Source organism: Microbacterium barkeri, from assembly GCF_027921765.1.
GTDB classification, from domain to species: Bacteria; Actinomycetota; Actinomycetes; order Actinomycetales; family Microbacteriaceae; genus Microbacterium; species Microbacterium barkeri.
In genome coordinates this window covers 207675-224542 of sequence record NZ_BSEJ01000001.1, presented here as the reverse complement: position 1 = coordinate 224542, position 16868 = coordinate 207675, and the positions used below count along the sequence as shown (strand labels likewise).

General features: G+C 70.6%; 10 protein-coding genes and 1 tRNA gene. 2 read left to right on the top strand and 9 right to left on the bottom strand.

The features are described from left to right. Positions 1 to 2: 2 nt before the first annotated feature. A complete protein-coding gene (locus PKE79_RS01100; RefSeq protein ID WP_271172177.1) occupies positions 3 to 1286 on the top strand; it encodes an MFS transporter in 1284 nt (427 codons plus the stop codon). A gap of 3 nt (positions 1287 to 1289) precedes the next feature. Here PKE79_RS01100 and PKE79_RS01095 read toward each other — a convergent pair whose 3' ends face one another. Genes PKE79_RS01095 through polA form a run of 3 tightly spaced genes read right to left on the bottom strand, consistent with a single transcriptional unit; the run spans position 1290 to position 6699 of the window. Next, on the bottom strand, positions 1290 to 2324 hold the full coding sequence (locus PKE79_RS01095; RefSeq protein ID WP_271171819.1) for an LLM class flavin-dependent oxidoreductase: 1035 nt from the start codon (positions 2322 to 2324) through the stop codon (positions 1290 to 1292). 54 nt (positions 2325 to 2378) lie between these two features. After that, positions 2379 to 4052: a DUF885 domain-containing protein gene (locus tag PKE79_RS01090; RefSeq protein ID WP_271171818.1), complete on the bottom strand. Its 1674-nt coding sequence runs from the start codon at positions 4050 to 4052 to the stop codon at positions 2379 to 2381. A 16-nt stretch (positions 4053 to 4068) separates the two neighbouring features. Next, a complete protein-coding gene (gene polA / locus PKE79_RS01085; RefSeq protein ID WP_271171817.1) occupies positions 4069 to 6699 on the bottom strand; it encodes a DNA polymerase I in 2631 nt (876 codons plus the stop codon). A 47-nt stretch (positions 6700 to 6746) separates the two neighbouring features. Between polA and PKE79_RS01080 the strand changes: the two genes are divergently transcribed. Next, on the top strand, positions 6747 to 7157 hold the full coding sequence (locus PKE79_RS01080; protein ID WP_271171816.1) for a hotdog fold thioesterase: 411 nt from the start codon (positions 6747 to 6749) through the stop codon (positions 7155 to 7157). Positions 7158 to 7291: 134 nt separating this feature from the next. On the opposite strand, the gene PKE79_RS01075 is transcribed toward PKE79_RS01080, so the two are convergent. The 6 genes from PKE79_RS01075 to lgt all read right to left on the bottom strand — a co-directional run bounded on the left by PKE79_RS01075 (position 7292) and on the right by lgt (position 16864). Continuing rightward, positions 7292 to 7909 (bottom strand): ANTAR domain-containing response regulator, encoded by a 618-nt coding sequence (locus PKE79_RS01075; RefSeq protein WP_271171815.1) that lies wholly within the window; start codon positions 7907 to 7909, stop codon positions 7292 to 7294. Between the two features lie 35 nt (positions 7910 to 7944). Then, a tRNA-Leu gene (locus PKE79_RS01070) sits at positions 7945 to 8027 on the bottom strand. 67 nt (positions 8028 to 8094) lie between these two features. Next, positions 8095 to 9540: a pyruvate kinase gene (pyk, locus tag PKE79_RS01065; protein WP_271171814.1), complete on the bottom strand. Its 1446-nt coding sequence runs from the start codon at positions 9538 to 9540 to the stop codon at positions 8095 to 8097. A 201-nt stretch (positions 9541 to 9741) separates the two neighbouring features. Next, positions 9742 to 11199 carry a glutamate synthase subunit beta gene (locus PKE79_RS01060; protein ID WP_271171813.1) on the bottom strand — a complete coding sequence of 486 codons (1458 nt, stop codon included), beginning with the start codon at positions 11197 to 11199 and terminating at the stop codon, positions 9742 to 9744. After that, the gene (gltB, locus tag PKE79_RS01055; RefSeq protein WP_271171812.1) at positions 11192 to 15766 is read right to left on the bottom strand and encodes a glutamate synthase large subunit; all 4575 of its coding nucleotides are present in this window, start codon (positions 15764 to 15766) and stop codon (positions 11192 to 11194) included. The genes PKE79_RS01060 and gltB overlap by 8 nt, the downstream gene beginning before the upstream one ends. A 123-nt stretch (positions 15767 to 15889) precedes the next feature. Then, positions 15890 to 16864 (bottom strand): prolipoprotein diacylglyceryl transferase, encoded by a 975-nt coding sequence (lgt, locus tag PKE79_RS01050; protein ID WP_271171811.1) that lies wholly within the window; start codon positions 16862 to 16864, stop codon positions 15890 to 15892. Positions 16865 to 16868: the final 4 nt, after the last annotated feature.

Below are 16868 nucleotides of genomic sequence, written 5' to 3'. Positions count from 1 at the left end.
GGATGTGGACGATCTGGATCGTCGCGGTCCTCGCGTATGTGCTCTCGGTCGCGAACCGCACCTCGCTGTCCGCGGTCGGCGTCGATGCCGCCGAGCACTTCAGCGCCGACGCGTCGACGCTGTCGATGTTCGCGGTGCTGCAGCTCGGCGTCTACGGCCTCATGCAGATCCCGATCGGCCTCTGGCTCGACCGGTTCGGCGCGCGCCCGATCATGGCGATCGGGATGGCCGTGATGGCGGCCGGTCAGCTCATCATGGCGGTCTCCCCCAACGTCGGCGTCGCGATCTTCGCGCGCATGCTGCTGGGGGCCGGCGACGCCGCGATCTTCCCGAGCGCGCTCCGTCTCGTCGCGACGTGGTTCCCCGCCCAGCGCAACCCGATCATGGTGCAGCTCACGGGCATCGTCGGGCAGATGGGCCAGCTCGTGGCCATCCTCCCCCTCGCCGCGCTCCTGCATGCCACGTCGTGGTCGATCGCGTTCGGGAGCCTCGCCGGCCTCGCCGTGCTCTTCACGATCCTGATCGTGGCGCTCGTGCGGAACCACCCGCCCGAGCGCGAGGCCGATGTGTCCGTGGACACCGAGACGGGCGCGATCCGGGTCGTCACGAGCGCGATCGACACGCGCGTCGGCATCCGCGCCGCCTGGGCGAACCCCGGCACGCGCCTGGCCTTCTGGTCGCACTTCACGACCCCGTTCGCGGGCACGGCCTTCGTCATGCTGTGGGGCTTCCCGTTCCTCACCTCGGGCGAGGGGCTCTCGGCCGCTCAGGCGTCGACCGTGCAGAGCGTCTTCGTGCTCATGGGCATCGTGTTCGGGCCGCTCATCGGCATCCTGTCCTCGCGCAACCCCACGCGCCGCTCGCACCTCCTCGTCCTGCCGATCGTCGCCATCCAGCTCATCGCGTGGATCGCCGTGCTCGCGTGGCCCGGACCCGCCCCGTTCGCGGTGCTCCTCCTGCTCGCCGTGGCGCTCGCGCTCGGCGGCCCGGCGTCGATGATCGCGTTCGACCACGCGCGGACCTTCAACCCCTCGCACCAGCTGAGCACCGCGACGGGCATCACGAACGTCGGAGGCTTCCTCGCCGGCCTCCTCGCGATCCTGTTCATCGGCGTCGCCCTCGACCTGCAGGGCGCGAGCGACCCCTCGGCCTACTCGCTCGAGGCGTTCCGGATCGCGTTCCTCACGCAGATCCCGATCTGGCTCGTCGGGGCGGCGTTCATCATCCGCGAGCGCAAGCGCACGCGGATCCGGATGGGCCTCGACAAGCCGCGCGGGGAGCGCTGAGGATCAGCCCGCCTCGGCCAGCAGCTCGCGCACGCGCGGGAGCACGCGGGTGCCGTAGAGCTCGATGCTCTTCATCATGAGCTCGTGCGGCATGGTGCCGGTCGCGTACTTCAGGTCGAAGCGCTGCACGCCCAGCGCGCGCACGGTGTCGGCGATCTTGCGGGCCACGGTCTCCGGCGACCCCGCGTACACGGCGCCCTCGGGTCCGACCTCGTGCTGGAACCGCATGCGGCTGTATGGCGGCCACCCGCGCTCGGCGCCGATCGTGTCGTGCATCGCCTGGAAGCCCGGGTACGCCTCCTCCCACGCCTGCTCGTCGGTCTCCGCGACATGCCCCGGGGAGTGCACGGCGACGGGCAGGTCGGGCTTCTCGAACGACGCGAGCGAACGGCGGTAGAGGTCGACGAACGGCGCGAACCGCCGCGGCGCGCCGCCGATGATGGCGAGCATGAGCCGCGCGCCGTGCCGGGCCGCCCGCACGACCGACTCGGGCGACCCGCCCACGCCGACCCACAGCGGCATGCCGTGCTCGGTCTTGGGGAAGACGTCCGCGCTGTCGAGCGCGGGGCGCATCGTGCCGGTCCAGGTGACCGGCTCCTCGCGCAGCAGCCGGACGAGGAGGTCGAGCTTCTCCTCGAAGAGCGCCTCGTAGTCGCGCAGGTCGTAGCCGAACAGCGGGAACGACTCGACGAACGAGCCGCGACCCGCGACGACCTCCGCTCGACCGTTCGAGAGCGCGTCGAGCGTCGCGAACCGCTCGAACACCCGGACCGGGTCGTCGCTCGAGAGCACCGTGACGGCGCTGCCGATCCGGATCCGGGTCGTGGTCGCCGCGATCGCGGCGAGGACCGTCTCAGGACTCGAGACCGCGAAGTCGCGCCGATGGTGCTCGCCCACGCCGAAGAAGTGCAGCCCGACCTCGTCGGCGAGCTGCGCCTGCGCGACGACGTTGCGGATGGTCTGGGCGTGGGAGATCAGCTCGCCGTCGGCGCCGCGCGTGACGTCGCCGAAGGTGTCGAGCCCGAGTTCGATGTCCATGTCGGATCCTCTCTATTCATCCGCATGAACCGCGCGGACCGCGGCCGCATTCCCTCAGGCGAGCAGCGCGGTCTTGAGCGTGTCGAGGCCCACGCCGCCCATGTCGAGCGCGCGCCGGTGGAACTCCTTGATCGAGAACGCGTCGCCGCGCTGCGCGGCATAGGCGTCGCGCACCTGCTCCCAGATGCGCTGGCCGACCTTGTACGCGGGCGCCTGGCCGGGCCAGCCGAGGTACCGGTTCACCTCGAACCGCACGAACTCGTCGGACATGTTGACGTTCTCGCGCAGGAACCCGAGCGCGAAATCGGCGTCCCACGTGCCCTCCCCGTCGGGGCGCGGCTTGCCGAGGTGCACGCCGATGTCGAGCACGACCCGCGCCGCGCGCATGCGCTGGCCGTCGAGCATCCCGAGGCGGTCAGCCGGATCGTCGAGGTAGCCCAGCTGCTCCATGAGCCGCTCGGCGTACAGCGCCCACCCCTCCGCGTGGCCCGAGGTGCCGGCGAGCAGTCGCCGCCAGCTGTTGAGCTCGGCACGGTTGTGCACGGCCTGCCCGATCTGCAGGTGATGCCCCGGGACCCCCTCGTGGTACACGGTCGTCAGCTCGCGCCACGTGTCGAACTCGGTGACGCCCTCCGGCACGGACCACCACATGCGCCCGGGCCGCGAGAAGTCATCCGTCGGGCCCGTGTAGTAGATGCCGCCCTCCTGGGTGGGGGCGATCATGCACTCGAGCCGTCGGACGGCCTCGGGGATGTCGAAGTGCGAGCGGCCCAGCTCCGCGACCGCGCGATCGCTCGTCTCCTGCATCCACTCCCGCAGCGCCTCGGTCCCCACGAGCTTGCGCGACGGGTCGGCCTCGAGGAACGCGACGGCCTCCGCGACGCTCGCTCCCGGCAAGATCTCTCGTGCGATCGACTCCTGCTCGGCGACCATGCGGGCGAGCTCCTCGATGCCCCACTCGTACGTCTCGTCGAGGTCGATCGTCGCGCCCAGGAAACGGCGCGAGTTGAGGGCGTAGAGCTCGCGCCCCACGGCGTCGTCCTCGCCGGCCGCTCCGGCGAGCTCCGCGGTCAGGAACCGCTCGAGGCGATCGTAGGCCTCGCGTGCCGCGCGCGAGCCCCGCTCCAGGTCGGACGCGAGCGCGCCGGGCAGCTCGGCGCCGTCGGCCGTCGCGTCGGATGCGAGGCCCGCGAAGAACCCGTCGGCGGCCGTGTAGCGCGGGATCTGCGCTGCCACCTCGCGCACCTGCCGCACGGCGGGCACCACGCCCTGCGCGATGCCCTCGCGCAGCGTCGCGATGTACCCGTCGACAGCCGCGGGCACGGCGCTCAGGCGCCGCGCGATGACGGCCCACTCGTCGGCCGTGCCGGTCGGCATGAGGTCGTAGACCTGGCGGATGTCCTGAGGCGCGCTCGCGATGACATTGAGGTCGCGCAGGTGCCACCGCGCCTCGTGCAGCTCGAGACCGAGTCGGAGCTCGCTCGAGAGGTCTGCCCGGGTGACCCGGTCGACGTCGTCGACGGGCTCGGCGGCTTCGAGGGCCGCGAGGGCCGAGCGAGCCGCTTCGGCGTGACGCTCCACCCCCTCGGGGCTGAAGTCGTCGTAGCGGTCGTTCGCCTCGTCGCGCCCGATGTACGTCGCGAGGATGGGCGACAGCTCGACGAGCGTGTCGACCCAGCCCTCCGCGATGCGGTCGATCTCGGTCTGCGGGCGCGCGTCGGGCGTCATGGCGTTCTCCTCCATGTCAGTGGGCTGCCTGGTTCCAGTCGGCGCCGAGGCCGATCTGCACGTCGAGCGGGACGGTGAGCTCGGCGGCTCCCGCCATCCGCTCGCGCACGATGCGCTCGACCTCGTCGCGCTCGCCCGGCGCGACCTCGACGACGATCTCATCGTGGATCTGCAGGAGCAGCCGCGAGCGGAGACCGAGGAGGTCCTGGTGCACGCGGAAGAGCGCGATCTTCATGATGTCGGCAGCGGAGCCCTGGATGGGGGCGTTGAGCGCGGCGCGCTCGGCGTTCTCCCGCAGCACGCGGTTCGGGCTCGTCAGGTCGGGGAACGGGCGACGACGGCCGAAGATCGTCTCGGTGTAGCCGTCGACCCGGGCCTTCTCGACCGACGAGCGGAGGTAGTCGCGCACCGCGCCGAACCGGGCGAAGTACTCGAGCATGAGGGTCTTCGCCTCGGACTGCTCGATGCGCAGCTGCTTGGACAGGCCGAATGCCGAGAGGCCGTACACGAGGCCGTACGACATCGCCTTGACCTTCGTGCGCATCTCGCTCGTGACCTCCTCGGGGGCGACCCCGAAGACGCGCGCGCCGACGAACCGGTGCAGGTCCTCCCCCGCGTTGAACGCCTCGATGAGCCCGGGGTCGCCCGAGAGGTGCGCCATGATGCGCATCTCGATCTGCGAGTAGTCGGCCGTCAGCAGCGTGTCGAAGCCCTCGCCGACCTCGAAGGCCGAGCGGATGCGACGCGACTCCTCGGTGCGCACCGGGATGTTCTGCAGGTTCGGGTCGGTGCTCGACAGGCGGCCGGTCTGCGACCCAGTCTGCACGTAGGTCGTGTGGACGCGGTGGTCGTCGCCGATCGCGAGGTCGAGTCCGTCGATGATCTGCTTGAGCTTCGTCGCCTCGCGGTGCGCGAGCAGGAGGCCGAGGAACGGGTGGTCGGCCTTCTCCTGCAGCTCCGCGAGCGCGCCGGCGTCGGTCGTGTACCCCGTCTTCGTCTTGCGGGTCTTCGGCAGGTCGAGCTCGACGAACAGCACCTCCTGCAGCTGCTTGGGCGACCCGAGATTCACCTCGTGCCCGATCGTGGCGTAGGCGTCCTGCGCGAGCTGCTGCGCGCGGGCGCCCAGCTCGCTCGAGAACGCCGACAGCTTCTCGTGCGAGACGGCCACCCCCGCGAGCTCCATGTCGGCGAGGGCGAGGAGGGTCGGCAGCTCGATGTCGGTGAGGACGGGGACGACCGACTCGGGCAGCGCCGCCCGCAGGGCCTGCGCCACGCGCACGGTGAACCACGAGCGCTGGCCGGGCGTCGCCCCCTCGTTCTCGGGCACGAGCTGCGAGGGGTCGGCTTCCGGCAGCTTCTCCTGCAGGTACGTGTCGACGAGGTTCGCGAGCGTCTTGTCGGGGAAGCTCGGCCTCAGGAGCCATCCGCCCAGCAGCACGTCGAAGGCCAGCCCCGCCACGTCGAGCCCCGCGCGCCGCAGCGCCTTGACCTGCGGCTTCGCATCGGCGAGCACCTTCGGGGCGTCGGACGCGAGCCAGGGCGCGAGCGCGTCGCGCACCTCGTCGCTCCACTCGGCCTCGACGATCGAGGCCTCGGTCGCGAGGCCCACGCGCACGGGAAGGCCGCCCGCGATCACGAGCGTGACGCCGACCTCGCCGTCGGCCGCCGCGTCGACCCACGCGGCGAGCTCGGCCGCGGGGATCTCGGTCGGCGCGGGCACCTCGACAGCGGGCTCCGCCTCGACGCCGTCGGCCGGGGCTCCTGCGACCTGCAGCACGCGGCTCATGAGCGCGCGGAACTCGAGCCGCGCGAACACGTCGCGCAGGGCCTGCGCGTCGATGCCGTCGCGCTTCAGGTCGTCGAGCTCGACGGGCAGCTCGACGTCGCGCAGCAGGCGGTTGAGGCGCCGGTTGCGGCGCACGTCCTCGATGTGCTCGCGCAGATTGCCGCCGACGACGCCCTTGATCGAGTCCGCTCCCTCAAGCAGCGCGTCGAGCGAGCCGAACTGGGTGAGCCACTTGACGGCCGTCTTCTCGCCCACCTTGGGCACGCCGGGCAGGTTGTCGCTCGTCTCGCCGACGAGGGCCGCGATGTCGGGGTACATCTCCGGCGGCAGGCCGTACTTCTCGACGACCGCCGCGGGGTCGTATCGCTTGAGCTTCGACACGCCCTGCACCGAGGGGTACAGCAGGGTGATGTCGTCGTTCACGAGCTGGATGGTGTCGCGGTCTCCCGAGCAGACGAGCACGTTCCAGCCCGCCTCGGCGCCGCGCGTCGCGAGCGTCGCGAGGATGTCGTCCGCCTCGTAGTCGGGCTTCTCGAGGACGGTCACGTTCATGGCCCGCAGGCACTCCTGCAGGAGCGGGATCTGGCCCTTGAACTCGGCGGGCGTGTCGGCGCGCGTGCCCTTGTACTCCGCGTACTCCCGCGTGCGGAACGACTCGCGGGAAACGTCGAAGGCGACCGCGACGTGGGTCGGGTCCTCGTCGCGCAGGAGGTTGATGAACATCGACAGGAAGCCGTGGATGGCGTTCGTGTGCTGACCGTCGGATGTGGAGAAGTTCTCGACCGGGAGGGCGAAGAACGCCCGGAAGGCGAGCGAATGGCCGTCGACGACGAGCAGAGTAGGCTTCGTGGAGTCCGTCACCCGTCCAGCGTAACGAGGGGTGGCGACATCCGAACGACAGGAGCAGGATGACGGAGCTGATCGACGGGATGGCGTGGGCGAAGGCGCGCGGGATGGGCGCGCTCGCCGAGCGGATGGGGATCGAGTTCACGGAGTTCACCGTGGAGCGCGCGGTCGCGACGATGCCCGTCGAGGGCAACACCCAGCCGGTCGGCCTCCTGCACGGCGGCGCCTACGTCGTGCTCGGCGAGTCGCTCGGATCGATGGCCGCCAACCTCTTCGCGGGCCCCGACAAGCTCGCCGTGGGCGTCGACATCAACGCGACCCACACCGCCTCGGCGACGAGCGGACGCGTGACGGGCGTGTGCACGCCGATCCACCTCGGGCGCACGCTCACCGTGCACGAGATCGTCGTCACGAACGAGGAGGGCCGGCGCTGCTCGACCGTCCGCATCACGAACATCATCAAAGATCGGTGAGCGAAGCGAACAGCCCCGGTCGTTGAGCGAGCGGAGCGAGTCGAAACGTCGCGAGACGACGTCGTGAACCGCCCGCGATACGTCGAAGGGCCGGACCTCCGAGGAGGTCCGGCCCGTCGTGCGTGTGCTGCTGCTCAGCTCTTCTTCGGAGCGAGCTGCTCGATGATGGCCTTCGCGACGTCCTGCATCGTGAGGCGGCGGTCCATGGAGGCCTTCTGGATCCAGCGGAACGCCTCGGGCTCGGACAGCCCCATCTTCTCGTTGAGGAGGCCCTTGGCGCGGTCGACGAGCTTGCGGGTCTCGAAGCGCTCGACCATATCGCTCACCTCGGCCTCGAGCGTGATGATCTGGTCGTGACGGGCCAGCGCGATCTCGATCGCGGGGAGCAGGTCGTTGGGCGTGAACGGCTTCACGACGTATGCGAGGGCACCGGCCTCGCTCGCGCGCTCGACGAGCTCCTTCTGGCTGAAGGCCGTGAGCAGGACGACGGGCGCGATGTGATTCTTGCTGAGCTTCTCCGCGGCGCTGATGCCGTCGAGCTGGGGCATCTTGACGTCCATGATGACGAGGTCGGGCCGCAGCTCGGTCGCCAGCTGCACCGCAGTCTCGCCGTCGCCGGCCTCGCCCACGACGTCGTACCCGTTGTCGCGGAGGATCTCCACGATGTCGAGGCGGATGAGGGACTCGTCTTCGGCGACCACCACACGACGGGGCGCCGTCGCGGTGCTCTTCTCGGTCTGCTCTTCGGTCACCGTTCCATCCTAGAGGTCTCGTGGCTGGGAGTTCGTGCCGGTGGTGGGGGTCGAACCCACACGCCCTTTCGGACAGAGCATTTTGAGTGCTCCGCGTCTGCCATTCCGCCACACCGGCATGCATCCCCGACGATACGGCAAACGGGGTCCGGTGCTGAACCGGACCCCGTCGCTGGCGCGTCGCGCTAGGCGTTCTTGTAGACGGGCGCGGCGCCGTGCACCGCGTCGCCCACGCGGTGCACGCGCAGGTCGTTGGTCGAGCCCGAGATCCCGGGAGGGGATCCCGAGATGACGATGACCTTGTCGCCGACCTTCGCGAGGTCGTTCGCGAGCAGGTAGTCGTCGACCTGGAGGAACATCCGGTCGGTGTGCTCGACCTGCTCGACGAGAGCCGAGCGGATGCCCCACGTGAGCGCCATCCGGCGGCGGATGGCCTCGTCCTGCGTGAAGGCGATCATCGGCCGCGGGGAGCGCAGGCGCGACATGCGGCGCGCCGAGTCGCCCGACTGCGTGAACACGCACAGGAACTTCGCGTCGACGAAGTCGGCGACCTCGATCGCGGCCAGCGTGATGGCGCCGCCCTGCGTGCGGGGCTTGGCCGTGAGCGGCGCGATGCGCTCGAGACCGTGGTCCTCGGTCGACTCGATGATGCGCGCCATGGTCTGGACGGTGATCGCGGGGTACTCGCCCACGCTCGTCTCGCCCGAGAGCATGACCGCGTCGGCGCCGTCGAGGACCGCGTTCGCGACGTCGCTCGTCTCGGCGCGGGTCGGCACCGGGCTCGAGATCATGGACTCGAGCATCTGCGTCGCGACGATGACCGGCTTGGCCATCCGGCGCGCGAGCTCGACCGCGTGCTTCTGCACGATCGGCACGGCCTCGAGCGGCAGCTCGACGCCGAGGTCGCCGCGCGCGACCATGATGCCGTCGAACGCGTCGATGATCTCCTCGAGGTGGTCGACCGCCTGCGGCTTCTCGATCTTGGCGATGATCGGGACGCGGCGCCCCTCCTCCGCCATGATCACGTGCGCGCGCTGCACGTCCTTCGCGTTGCGCACGAACGAGAGGGCGATGATGTCGGCGCCGTTGCGGAGGCCGTAGCGGAGGTCCGCCTCGTCCTTCTCGCTGAGCGCGGGCACGTTCACCGCGACGCCGGGCAGGTTGATGCCCTTGTTGTTCGAGACCGCGCCGGCGACGACGACCTCGGTCGTCACGACCGTGCCGTCGGTCTCGAGGACCTTGACGCGGACCTTGCCGTCGTCGATGAGGAGGAAGTCGCCGGGCTTCACGTCGTTCGGGAGGCCCTTGAACGTCGTCCCGACGATCTCCTTGGTGCCGAGGATGTCCTCGGTCGTGATCTTGAAGATGTCGCCCTCGGCCAGCTCGTGCGGGCCGTTCTCGAACTTGCCGAGCCGGATCTTGGGTCCCTGCAGGTCGACGAGGATGGCGACCGGCTTGCCGAGCTCCTCGGCGGCCGCGCGCACGTTCGCGAAGTTGTTGTCGTGGACGGTGTAGTCACCGTGGCTGAGGTTGAAGCGCGCCACGTCGAGTCCGGCCTCGATGAGAGACTTCACGGTCTCCTTGGTCGAGGTGGCGGGTCCCAGCGTGGCGACGATCTTGGCACGTCTCAAAAGCTTGCCTTCCGCACTGCTTGCTTCTTCTGTTGTGGACGCATCCGCGTCCGTCGGGTCGATGGGCGCTCCGCACGAGGCCCATCGCGGTTCCACCGGATGCACACCCCACACTACGCGCACCCGGCCATCCGATTCACGCGCACACGACGGCGGCCGGGAGCATCGTGTGCTCCCGGCCGCCATCCACGCGTGTCGGAGTCAGACGCCGATGGCGACGTCGGTCGGGCGGACCGGCGCCGGCAGCTGCGTCTCGCCCATGAGGAAGGCGTCGACCTCGGCGGCCACCGAGCGGCCCTCGGCGATCGCCCACACGATGAGCGACTGGCCGCGGCCGGCGTCGCCCGCGACGAACACGCCGGGCGCGGTCGCCTGGAACGACGCGTCGCGATCGACGTTCCCGCGCGAGGTGAACTGCGCCTGCAGCTGCGCCTCGAGGTTCTCGCGCTCGGGGCCCGTGAAGCCCATCGCGATGAGGACGAGGTCGGCGGGGATCTCGCGCTCGGTGCCGGGCTTCGGCACGCGGCGCCCGTCGACGAACTCCGTCTCCGCGACGACGAGACCGCGGACCTCGCCCGCGTCGTTGGCCACGAACTCGACCGTCGAGGCCAGGTAGTGGCGCTCGCCGCCCTCCTCGTGCGCCGACGAGACCTCGAACACCTGCGGCATCATCGGCCACGGCTGGTGCTCCGGGCGGTCGTCGGACGGCCGCTTGCCGATCGCGAGGTTCGTCACGCTCAGCGCGCCCTGGCGGTGCGCCGTGCCGATGCAGTCCGCGCCGGTGTCGCCGCCGCCGATGACGACGACGTGCTTGCCCTCGGCCGAGATCTGGTTGGCGACCTGGTCGCCCGCGACGACCTTGTTCGACTCGACGAGGTACTCCATCGCGAAGTGCACGCCGTCGAGCTCACGACCCGGGATCGGCAGGTCACGCGGCACCGTGGCGCCCGTGGCGACCACGACGGCGTCGTAGCGCGCGCGGAGGTCGTCCCACGTGATGTCCACGCCGATCTCGACGCCCGCCCGGAAGCGCGTGCCCTCGTCCTGCATCTGGCGCAGGCGCGCCTCGAGGTGCCGCTTCTCCATCTTGAAGTCGGGGATGCCGTAGCGCAGCAGGCCGCCGATGCGGTCGTCGCGCTCGTACACGGCGACCGTGTGGCCCGCGCGCGTCAGCTGCTGCGCGGCCGCGAGCCCCGCGGGACCCGAGCCGACCACCGCGACGGTCTTGCCGGTGAGGCGCGCCGGGGGCTTGGGCTCGACCCACCCGTTGGCGAACGCCTCGTCGATCGTCGACACCTCGATCTGCTTGATCGTGACGGCCGGCTGGTTGATGCCGAGCACGCACGCGCTCTCGCAGGGCGCAGGGCACAGACGCCCGGTGAACTCCGGGAAGTTGTTCGTCGCGTGCAGGCGCTCGATCGCGGTGCGGCCCTCGCCGCGCCACATGAGGTCGTTCCACTCCGGGATGAGGTTGCCCAGCGGGCATCCCTGGTGGCAGAACGGCACGCCGCAGTCCATGCAGCGCCCGGCCTGGCGGCGGAGCACGGCCGAGTCGCCCGGCTCGTACACCTCCTTCCAGTCGAGGATGCGCACGGGCACCGGCCGGCGAGCGGGCAGCTCGCGCTCGGTGATCTTCAGAAAGCCCTTCGGGTCAGCCACCCGTCACCTCCATGATGCGGTTCCAGACGACGTCGCCGTCGGGGTCGAGTCCCTCGGCCTCGGCCGCCTGACGCGTCTCGAGCACGGCGGCGTAGTCGCGCGGGAGGACCCGCACGAACTCCTCGACGGCGTTCTCGAAGTCGTCGAGCATGCGCTGGGCCAGCTCGGACTCGGTCTCCGCGACGTGCTGCTGGAGCAGATCGCGCAGGATCTCGGCGTCGCCGGATCCGAGGGGGCCGAGCGTGAGCTCGCCCGATGCGAGAGCCTCGCGGTTCACGAGCTTCTCGTCGAGGCGGTGGACGTAGGCCGTCCCGCCCGACATGCCGGCGCCGAGGTTGCGCCCCGTGCGGCCCAGGATGACCGCGAGGCCTCCGGTCATGTACTCGAGCGCGTGGTCGCCCACGCCCTCGACGACCGCAGTCGCGCCGGAGTTGCGCACGAAGAAGCGCTCGCCGACCATGCCGCGCAGGAAGAGGGTCCCCTGCGTGGCTCCGTAGCCGATGACGTTGCCGGCGATGACGTTCTCGGAGGCGTCGAATGTCGCGCCGCGCGCGGGGCGCACGACGATCTGGCCGCCCGAGAGGCCCTTGCCGACGTAGTCGTTCGAGTCGCCCTCGAGGCGCAGCGTGATGCCGTTCGGCAGGAACGCCCCGAAGGACTGCCCGGCCGAGCCGGTCAGGTTGACGGTGATCGAGCCGGCCTTGAGACCGTGCTCCCCCTGCGCCTTCGTGACGTGGTGGCCGAGCAGCGTGCCGACCGCGCGCGCGGTGTTCCGCACCGGGAGGTCGATCGTGATCTCTCCCCCGTTCTCGATGACGTCGCGCGCGCGCTCGATGAGCTGCACGTCGAAGTGCTCGTCCAGCTCGTGGTCCTGCGCGCGCGCGTGGCGGCGCGGCTCGTCGTCCGCGAACGCGGGCCCCTCGAGGACCGGCGACAGGTCGAGTCCGTCGGCCTTCCAGTGGTCGATCGCGCGATCCACGTCGAGCACCTCGACGTGGCCGACCGCCTCGTCGATCGAGCGGAAGCCGAGCTCGGCGAGGTACTCGCGCACCTCCTGCGCGATGAACTGCATGAAGTTCACGACGTGCTCGGCCTTGCCCGTGAAGCGGCTGCGCAGCAGCGGGTTCTGGGTCGCGACGCCCACGGGGCACGTGTCCAGGTGGCAGACGCGCATCATGATGCAGCCGCTCACGACGAGCGGCGCCGTCGCGAAGCCGAACTCCTCGGCACCCAGCAGGGCGCCGATGACGACGTCGCGGCCGGTCTTCATCTGGCCGTCGACCTGCACGACGACGCGGTCGCGCATGCCGTTGAGCATGAGCGTCTGCTGCGTCTCGGCGAGCCCCAGCTCCCACGGCGTGCCGGCGTGCTTGAGCGAGTTGAGCGGGCTCGCGCCCGTCCCGCCGTCGTGGCCCGACACGAGGATGACGTCGCTGAGCGCCTTCGCGACGCCCGCGGCGACCGCGCCGATGCCCGACTGGCTCACGAGCTTCGTGTGGATGCGCGCCTCGGGGTTCGACCGCTTGAGGTCGAAGATGAGCTGCTTCAGGTCCTCGATCGAGTAGATGTCGTGGTGCGGGGGCGGCGAGATGAGGCCCACCCCCGCGGTCGCGTGCCGCGTGCGCGCGACCCACGGGTACACCTTGCCGGGCGGCAGCTGACCGCCCTCGCCGGGCTTGGCGCCCTGCGCGAGCTTGATCTGGATGTCGTCCGCGTGCGTGAGGTACATGCTCGTGACGCCGAAGCGGCCCGAGGCGACCTGCTTGATGGCGCTGCGGCGCTCGGGATCGAGGAGGCGGTCGACGTCCTCGCCGCCCTCGCCCGTGTTCGACTTCGCGCCGAGGCGGTTCATCGCGATCGCGAGGGTCTCGTGCGCCTCGCGCGAGATGGAGCCGTAGCTCATGGCGCCCGTCGAGAACCGCTTCACGATCTCGGAGACCGGCTCGACCTCGTCGATCGGCACCGGCGGGCGCACCCCCTTCTTGAACGCGAAGAGGCCGCGGAGCGTCTTGAGCTCCTCCGCCTGCTCGTCGACGAGACGGGTGTACTCGCGGAAGATCTCGTAGCTGCCCGTGCGCGTGGAGTGCTGCAGGCGGAAGATCGTCTCGGGCGTGAAGAGGTGGGGCGACCCGTCGCGGCGCCACTGGTACTCGCCGCCGGTCCACAGGCGCTCGTGCGTGCGCACGGCCGGGTCCTCGGGGTACGCGAACGCGTGACGCTCGGCGTTCTCGCGCGCGATGTGCGAGAGCCCGATGCCTCCGATCTTCGACTCGGTCCCGGTGAAGTACTGGTCGACGAACGGCTGCGCGAGGCCCACGGCCTCGAACACCTGCGCGCCCGAGTACGACGACACGGTCGAGATGCCCATCTTGGACATGATCTTCAGCACGCCCTTGCCGAGCGCGTAGATGAGGTTCTTGACGGCCTTCTGCGGCGTGACGCCCGCGATCGCGCCGGAGCGGACGAGGTACTCCACCGTCTCCATCGCGAGGTACGGGTTCACGGCGGTCGCGCCGTAGCCGAGCAGCGTCGCGACGTGGTGCACCTCGCGCACGTCGCCCGCCTCGACCACGAGCCCGACCTTCATCCGGGTCTCGCGGCGGATGAGGTGGTGGTGCACGGCCGAGACCGCGAGCAGCGACGGGATGGGCGCGAGGTCCTGGTTCGAGTCGCGGTCGCTGATGACGATGAACTCCGCGCCGTCCTCGATCGCGCGGTCGGCCTCGGCGCACATCTGCTCGAGGCGCTTCTGCAGGCCCTTCTCGCCCGCCGACACGCGGTAGAGCGAGCGCAGCGTGACCGACGTGCGCCCGGGCAGGGCGCTGTCGATGTGCTGGATCTTCGCGAGCTCGTCGTTGTCGATGACCGGGAAGTCGAGGATGACGCTGCGCGCGTGCTCCGGCCCCCACGAGAGCAGGTTCGGCTCGGGGCCGAGGCCGAGCTTGAGGCTCGTCACGACCTCTTCGCGGATGGAGTCGAGCGGCGGGTTCGTGACCTGCGCGAACTGCTGCGTGAAGTAGTCGAACAGCAGGCGCGGGCGCTTGCTGAGCACGGCGATCGGCGTGTCCGACCCCATGGCGCCGAGGGGCTCGACGCCCGTCTGGCCCATGGGGCGCAGGAGGATCCGGACCTCCTCCTCGGTGTAGCCGAAGGTCCGCTGACGGCGCGTGATCGACGCGATCGGGTGCACGAGGTGCTCGCGCTCGGGGAGGTCGGCGAGGCGGACGGTGCCCCTGTCGAGCCACTCCTGCCAGGGCTCGAGCTTCGCGAGCTGGGCCTTGACCTCGTCGTCCGCGATGATGCGGCGCTCGGCGGTGTCGACGACGAACATCGTGCCGGGGCGCAGGCGGCCGCGGCGCTCGATGCGCTCGGGGGCGAAGTCGAGGACGCCCGTCTCCGAGCCGATCACGACGAGGCCGTCCTTCGTCACGGTCCAGCGGCCGGGCCGCAGGCCGTTGCGGTCGAGCGTCGCGCACACGAGCGTGCCGTCGGTCGCGATGAGGGCGGCGGGGCCGTCCCACGGCTCCATCTGGCCCGCGTGGTACTCGTAGAACGCGCGGAGGTCGGGGTCGACGTACGCCTTCTTCTCGTAGGCCTCCGGCACCATCATGAGCATCGCGTGCGGAAGCGAGCGGCCCGTGAGCGTGAGCAGCTCGAGCACCTCGTCGAACGACGCCGAGTCGCTCTCGGTGTCGCTGCAGATCGGCAGGAGCGGGCGGATGTCGCCGAGCAGCTCGCTCTCGAGCTGCGACTGGCGCGCGCGCATCCAGTTGCGGTTGCCGCCGACGGTGTTGATCTCGCCGTTGTGCGCCATCATGCGCAGCGGCTGGGCGAGCGGCCACGACGGGAACGTGTTCGTCGAGTAGCGCGAGTGCACGACGGCGAGCTCGGTCGTGAAGCGCTCGTCCTGCAGGTCGAGGTAGAACGGCTCGAGCTGGAGCGTCGTGACCATGCCCTTGTAGCCGAGGGTGCGGCTCGAGAGCGACACGAAGTAGGCGTCGAGCTCGTGCTGGGCGCGCTTGCGGAGACGGTAGGCGCGGCGGTCGAGGTCGATCCCGGAGAGACCGGGGCGCCCGTCGACGGGCGCGCTCGTGAGGAAGATCTGCTCGATCGCGGGGCGGGCCTCGCCGGCCAGGCGTCCGAGGTGCTCGGGGTCCACCGGCACCTCGCGCCAGCCGAGGATCGAGAGCCCCTCCTCCGCCGCGATGGCGGCGATGCCGTCCTTCTGCGCGGCGCGCGCCGCGTCGTCCGTCGGGAGGAACGAGAGGCCGGCCGCGTACTCGCCGACGACCGGGAGGTCGAAGTCGACGACCGAGCGCAGGAAGCCGTCGGGCATCTGCGTGAGGATGCCCGCGCCGTCGCCCGTGCCCGCATCGGAGCCGATGGCGCCGCGGTGCTCGAGGTTGCGCAGCGCCTCGAGAGCGAGGTCGACGATGTCGTGCCCCGCCTCGCCGCGCAGGGTCGCGACCATGGCCAGGCCGCAGGCGTCCTTCTCGAACGCCGGGTTGTACATCCCCTGCTTCGGGGGGTACGCGCCGGAGGCTCCGTAAGGGGGCTGGAAGTACATGTGTCTACCGTCCTCGGGGTCGGTTGCGTAGCGCGGGACGACGTTGGCCCAGTGGACGCCGTCTCGCGCGCTCGATCATCCTCGTGCCCTTTCCGAAAGGACAGCAGAGGGGCGGGATCATCGCTACGGTGCTTGTGGCGACGGCTTCAGAGCGGCTTCCGACGCGGGGGGTTCGCTGACATCGACGAAGTCGCCCTGCGATTGTAGCGCGTCCGCGTCGGCCCGCTCGCGGCCCGGTCGGTAGGGGCTGGGCTCGAGGCCCGTGTGCCGCGCCTGCACGACGAGGACGACGGCGCCCACGACGATCGCCGCGATCGCGCCCCACACGTTCGTGCGCAGGCCGAGGATGATCTCGCTCGGGTCGATGCGGATGGTCTCCCAGACGACGCGGCCCGCGCCGTACCAGATGAGGTAGACCGCGAACAGCCGTCCCCACTGGAACGCGAGGCTCCGGCCGAGCCAGAAGAGCAGGACGACGCCGATGACGTTCCAGACGATCTCGTAGAGGAAGGTCGGGTGGAACAGCGTGTCGTCGGGGAGCCCCGGCGGGAAGGCGGGGTTGTCGGGCTCGATCTCGAGGCCCCAGGGGAGGTCGGTCGGCCAGCCGAACAGCTCGTGGTTGAACCAGTTGCCGAAGCGGCCGAGCGCCTGCGCGAGCAGGAGGCCGGGCGCGAGCGCGTCGGCGAACGTCCAGAACCGGATGCCGGTCCACCGGCAGCCGAGCCACGCGCCCAGCGCGCCGCCCAGCAGCGCGCCGAAGATCGCGATGCCGCCCTCCCAGATCGCCCACACCGAGCCGGGCTCGAGCGGGTTCCACGGGTTGGCGCCCTCGCCGAAGTAGAAGCCCCAGTGCGTGAGCACGTGGTAGGCGCGCGCGCCCACGATCGCGAGCGGCACCGCGAGGAGCGCGATGTCGATGACGACCCACGGCTCCGCCCCGCGCCGCGTGAGACGGCGGTTCGTGATGAGCGTCGCCACGACGATGCCCGTGATGATGCACAGGGCGTAGTAGTGGATTCGCAGCGGGCCGATCTCGAAGAACGACTCCGGGGGGCTGGGGATGCTCGCGACGACGCTCGTCAGGGCGGAGGACAGCATGATC

Bases quoted from the DNA above. Each gene is read 5' to 3' on its own strand.
- PKE79_RS01100 (WP_271172177.1), top strand. From the start codon at position 3: ATGTGGACGATCTGGATCGTCGCGGTCCTCGCGTATGTGCTCTCGGTC.
- PKE79_RS01090 (WP_271171818.1), bottom strand. From the start codon at position 4,052: ATGACGCCCGACGCGCGCCCGCAGACCGAGATCGACCGCATCGCGGAG.
- lgt (WP_271171811.1), bottom strand. From the start codon at position 16,864: ATGCTGTCCTCCGCCCTGACGAGCGTCGTCGCGAGCATCCCCAGCCCC.
- PKE79_RS01080 (WP_271171816.1), top strand. From the start codon at position 6,747: ATGACGGAGCTGATCGACGGGATGGCGTGGGCGAAGGCGCGCGGGATG.
- gltB (WP_271171812.1), bottom strand. From the start codon at position 15,766: ATGTACTTCCAGCCCCCTTACGGAGCCTCCGGCGCGTACCCCCCGAAG.
- PKE79_RS01095 (WP_271171819.1), bottom strand. From the start codon at position 2,324: ATGGACATCGAACTCGGGCTCGACACCTTCGGCGACGTCACGCGCGGC.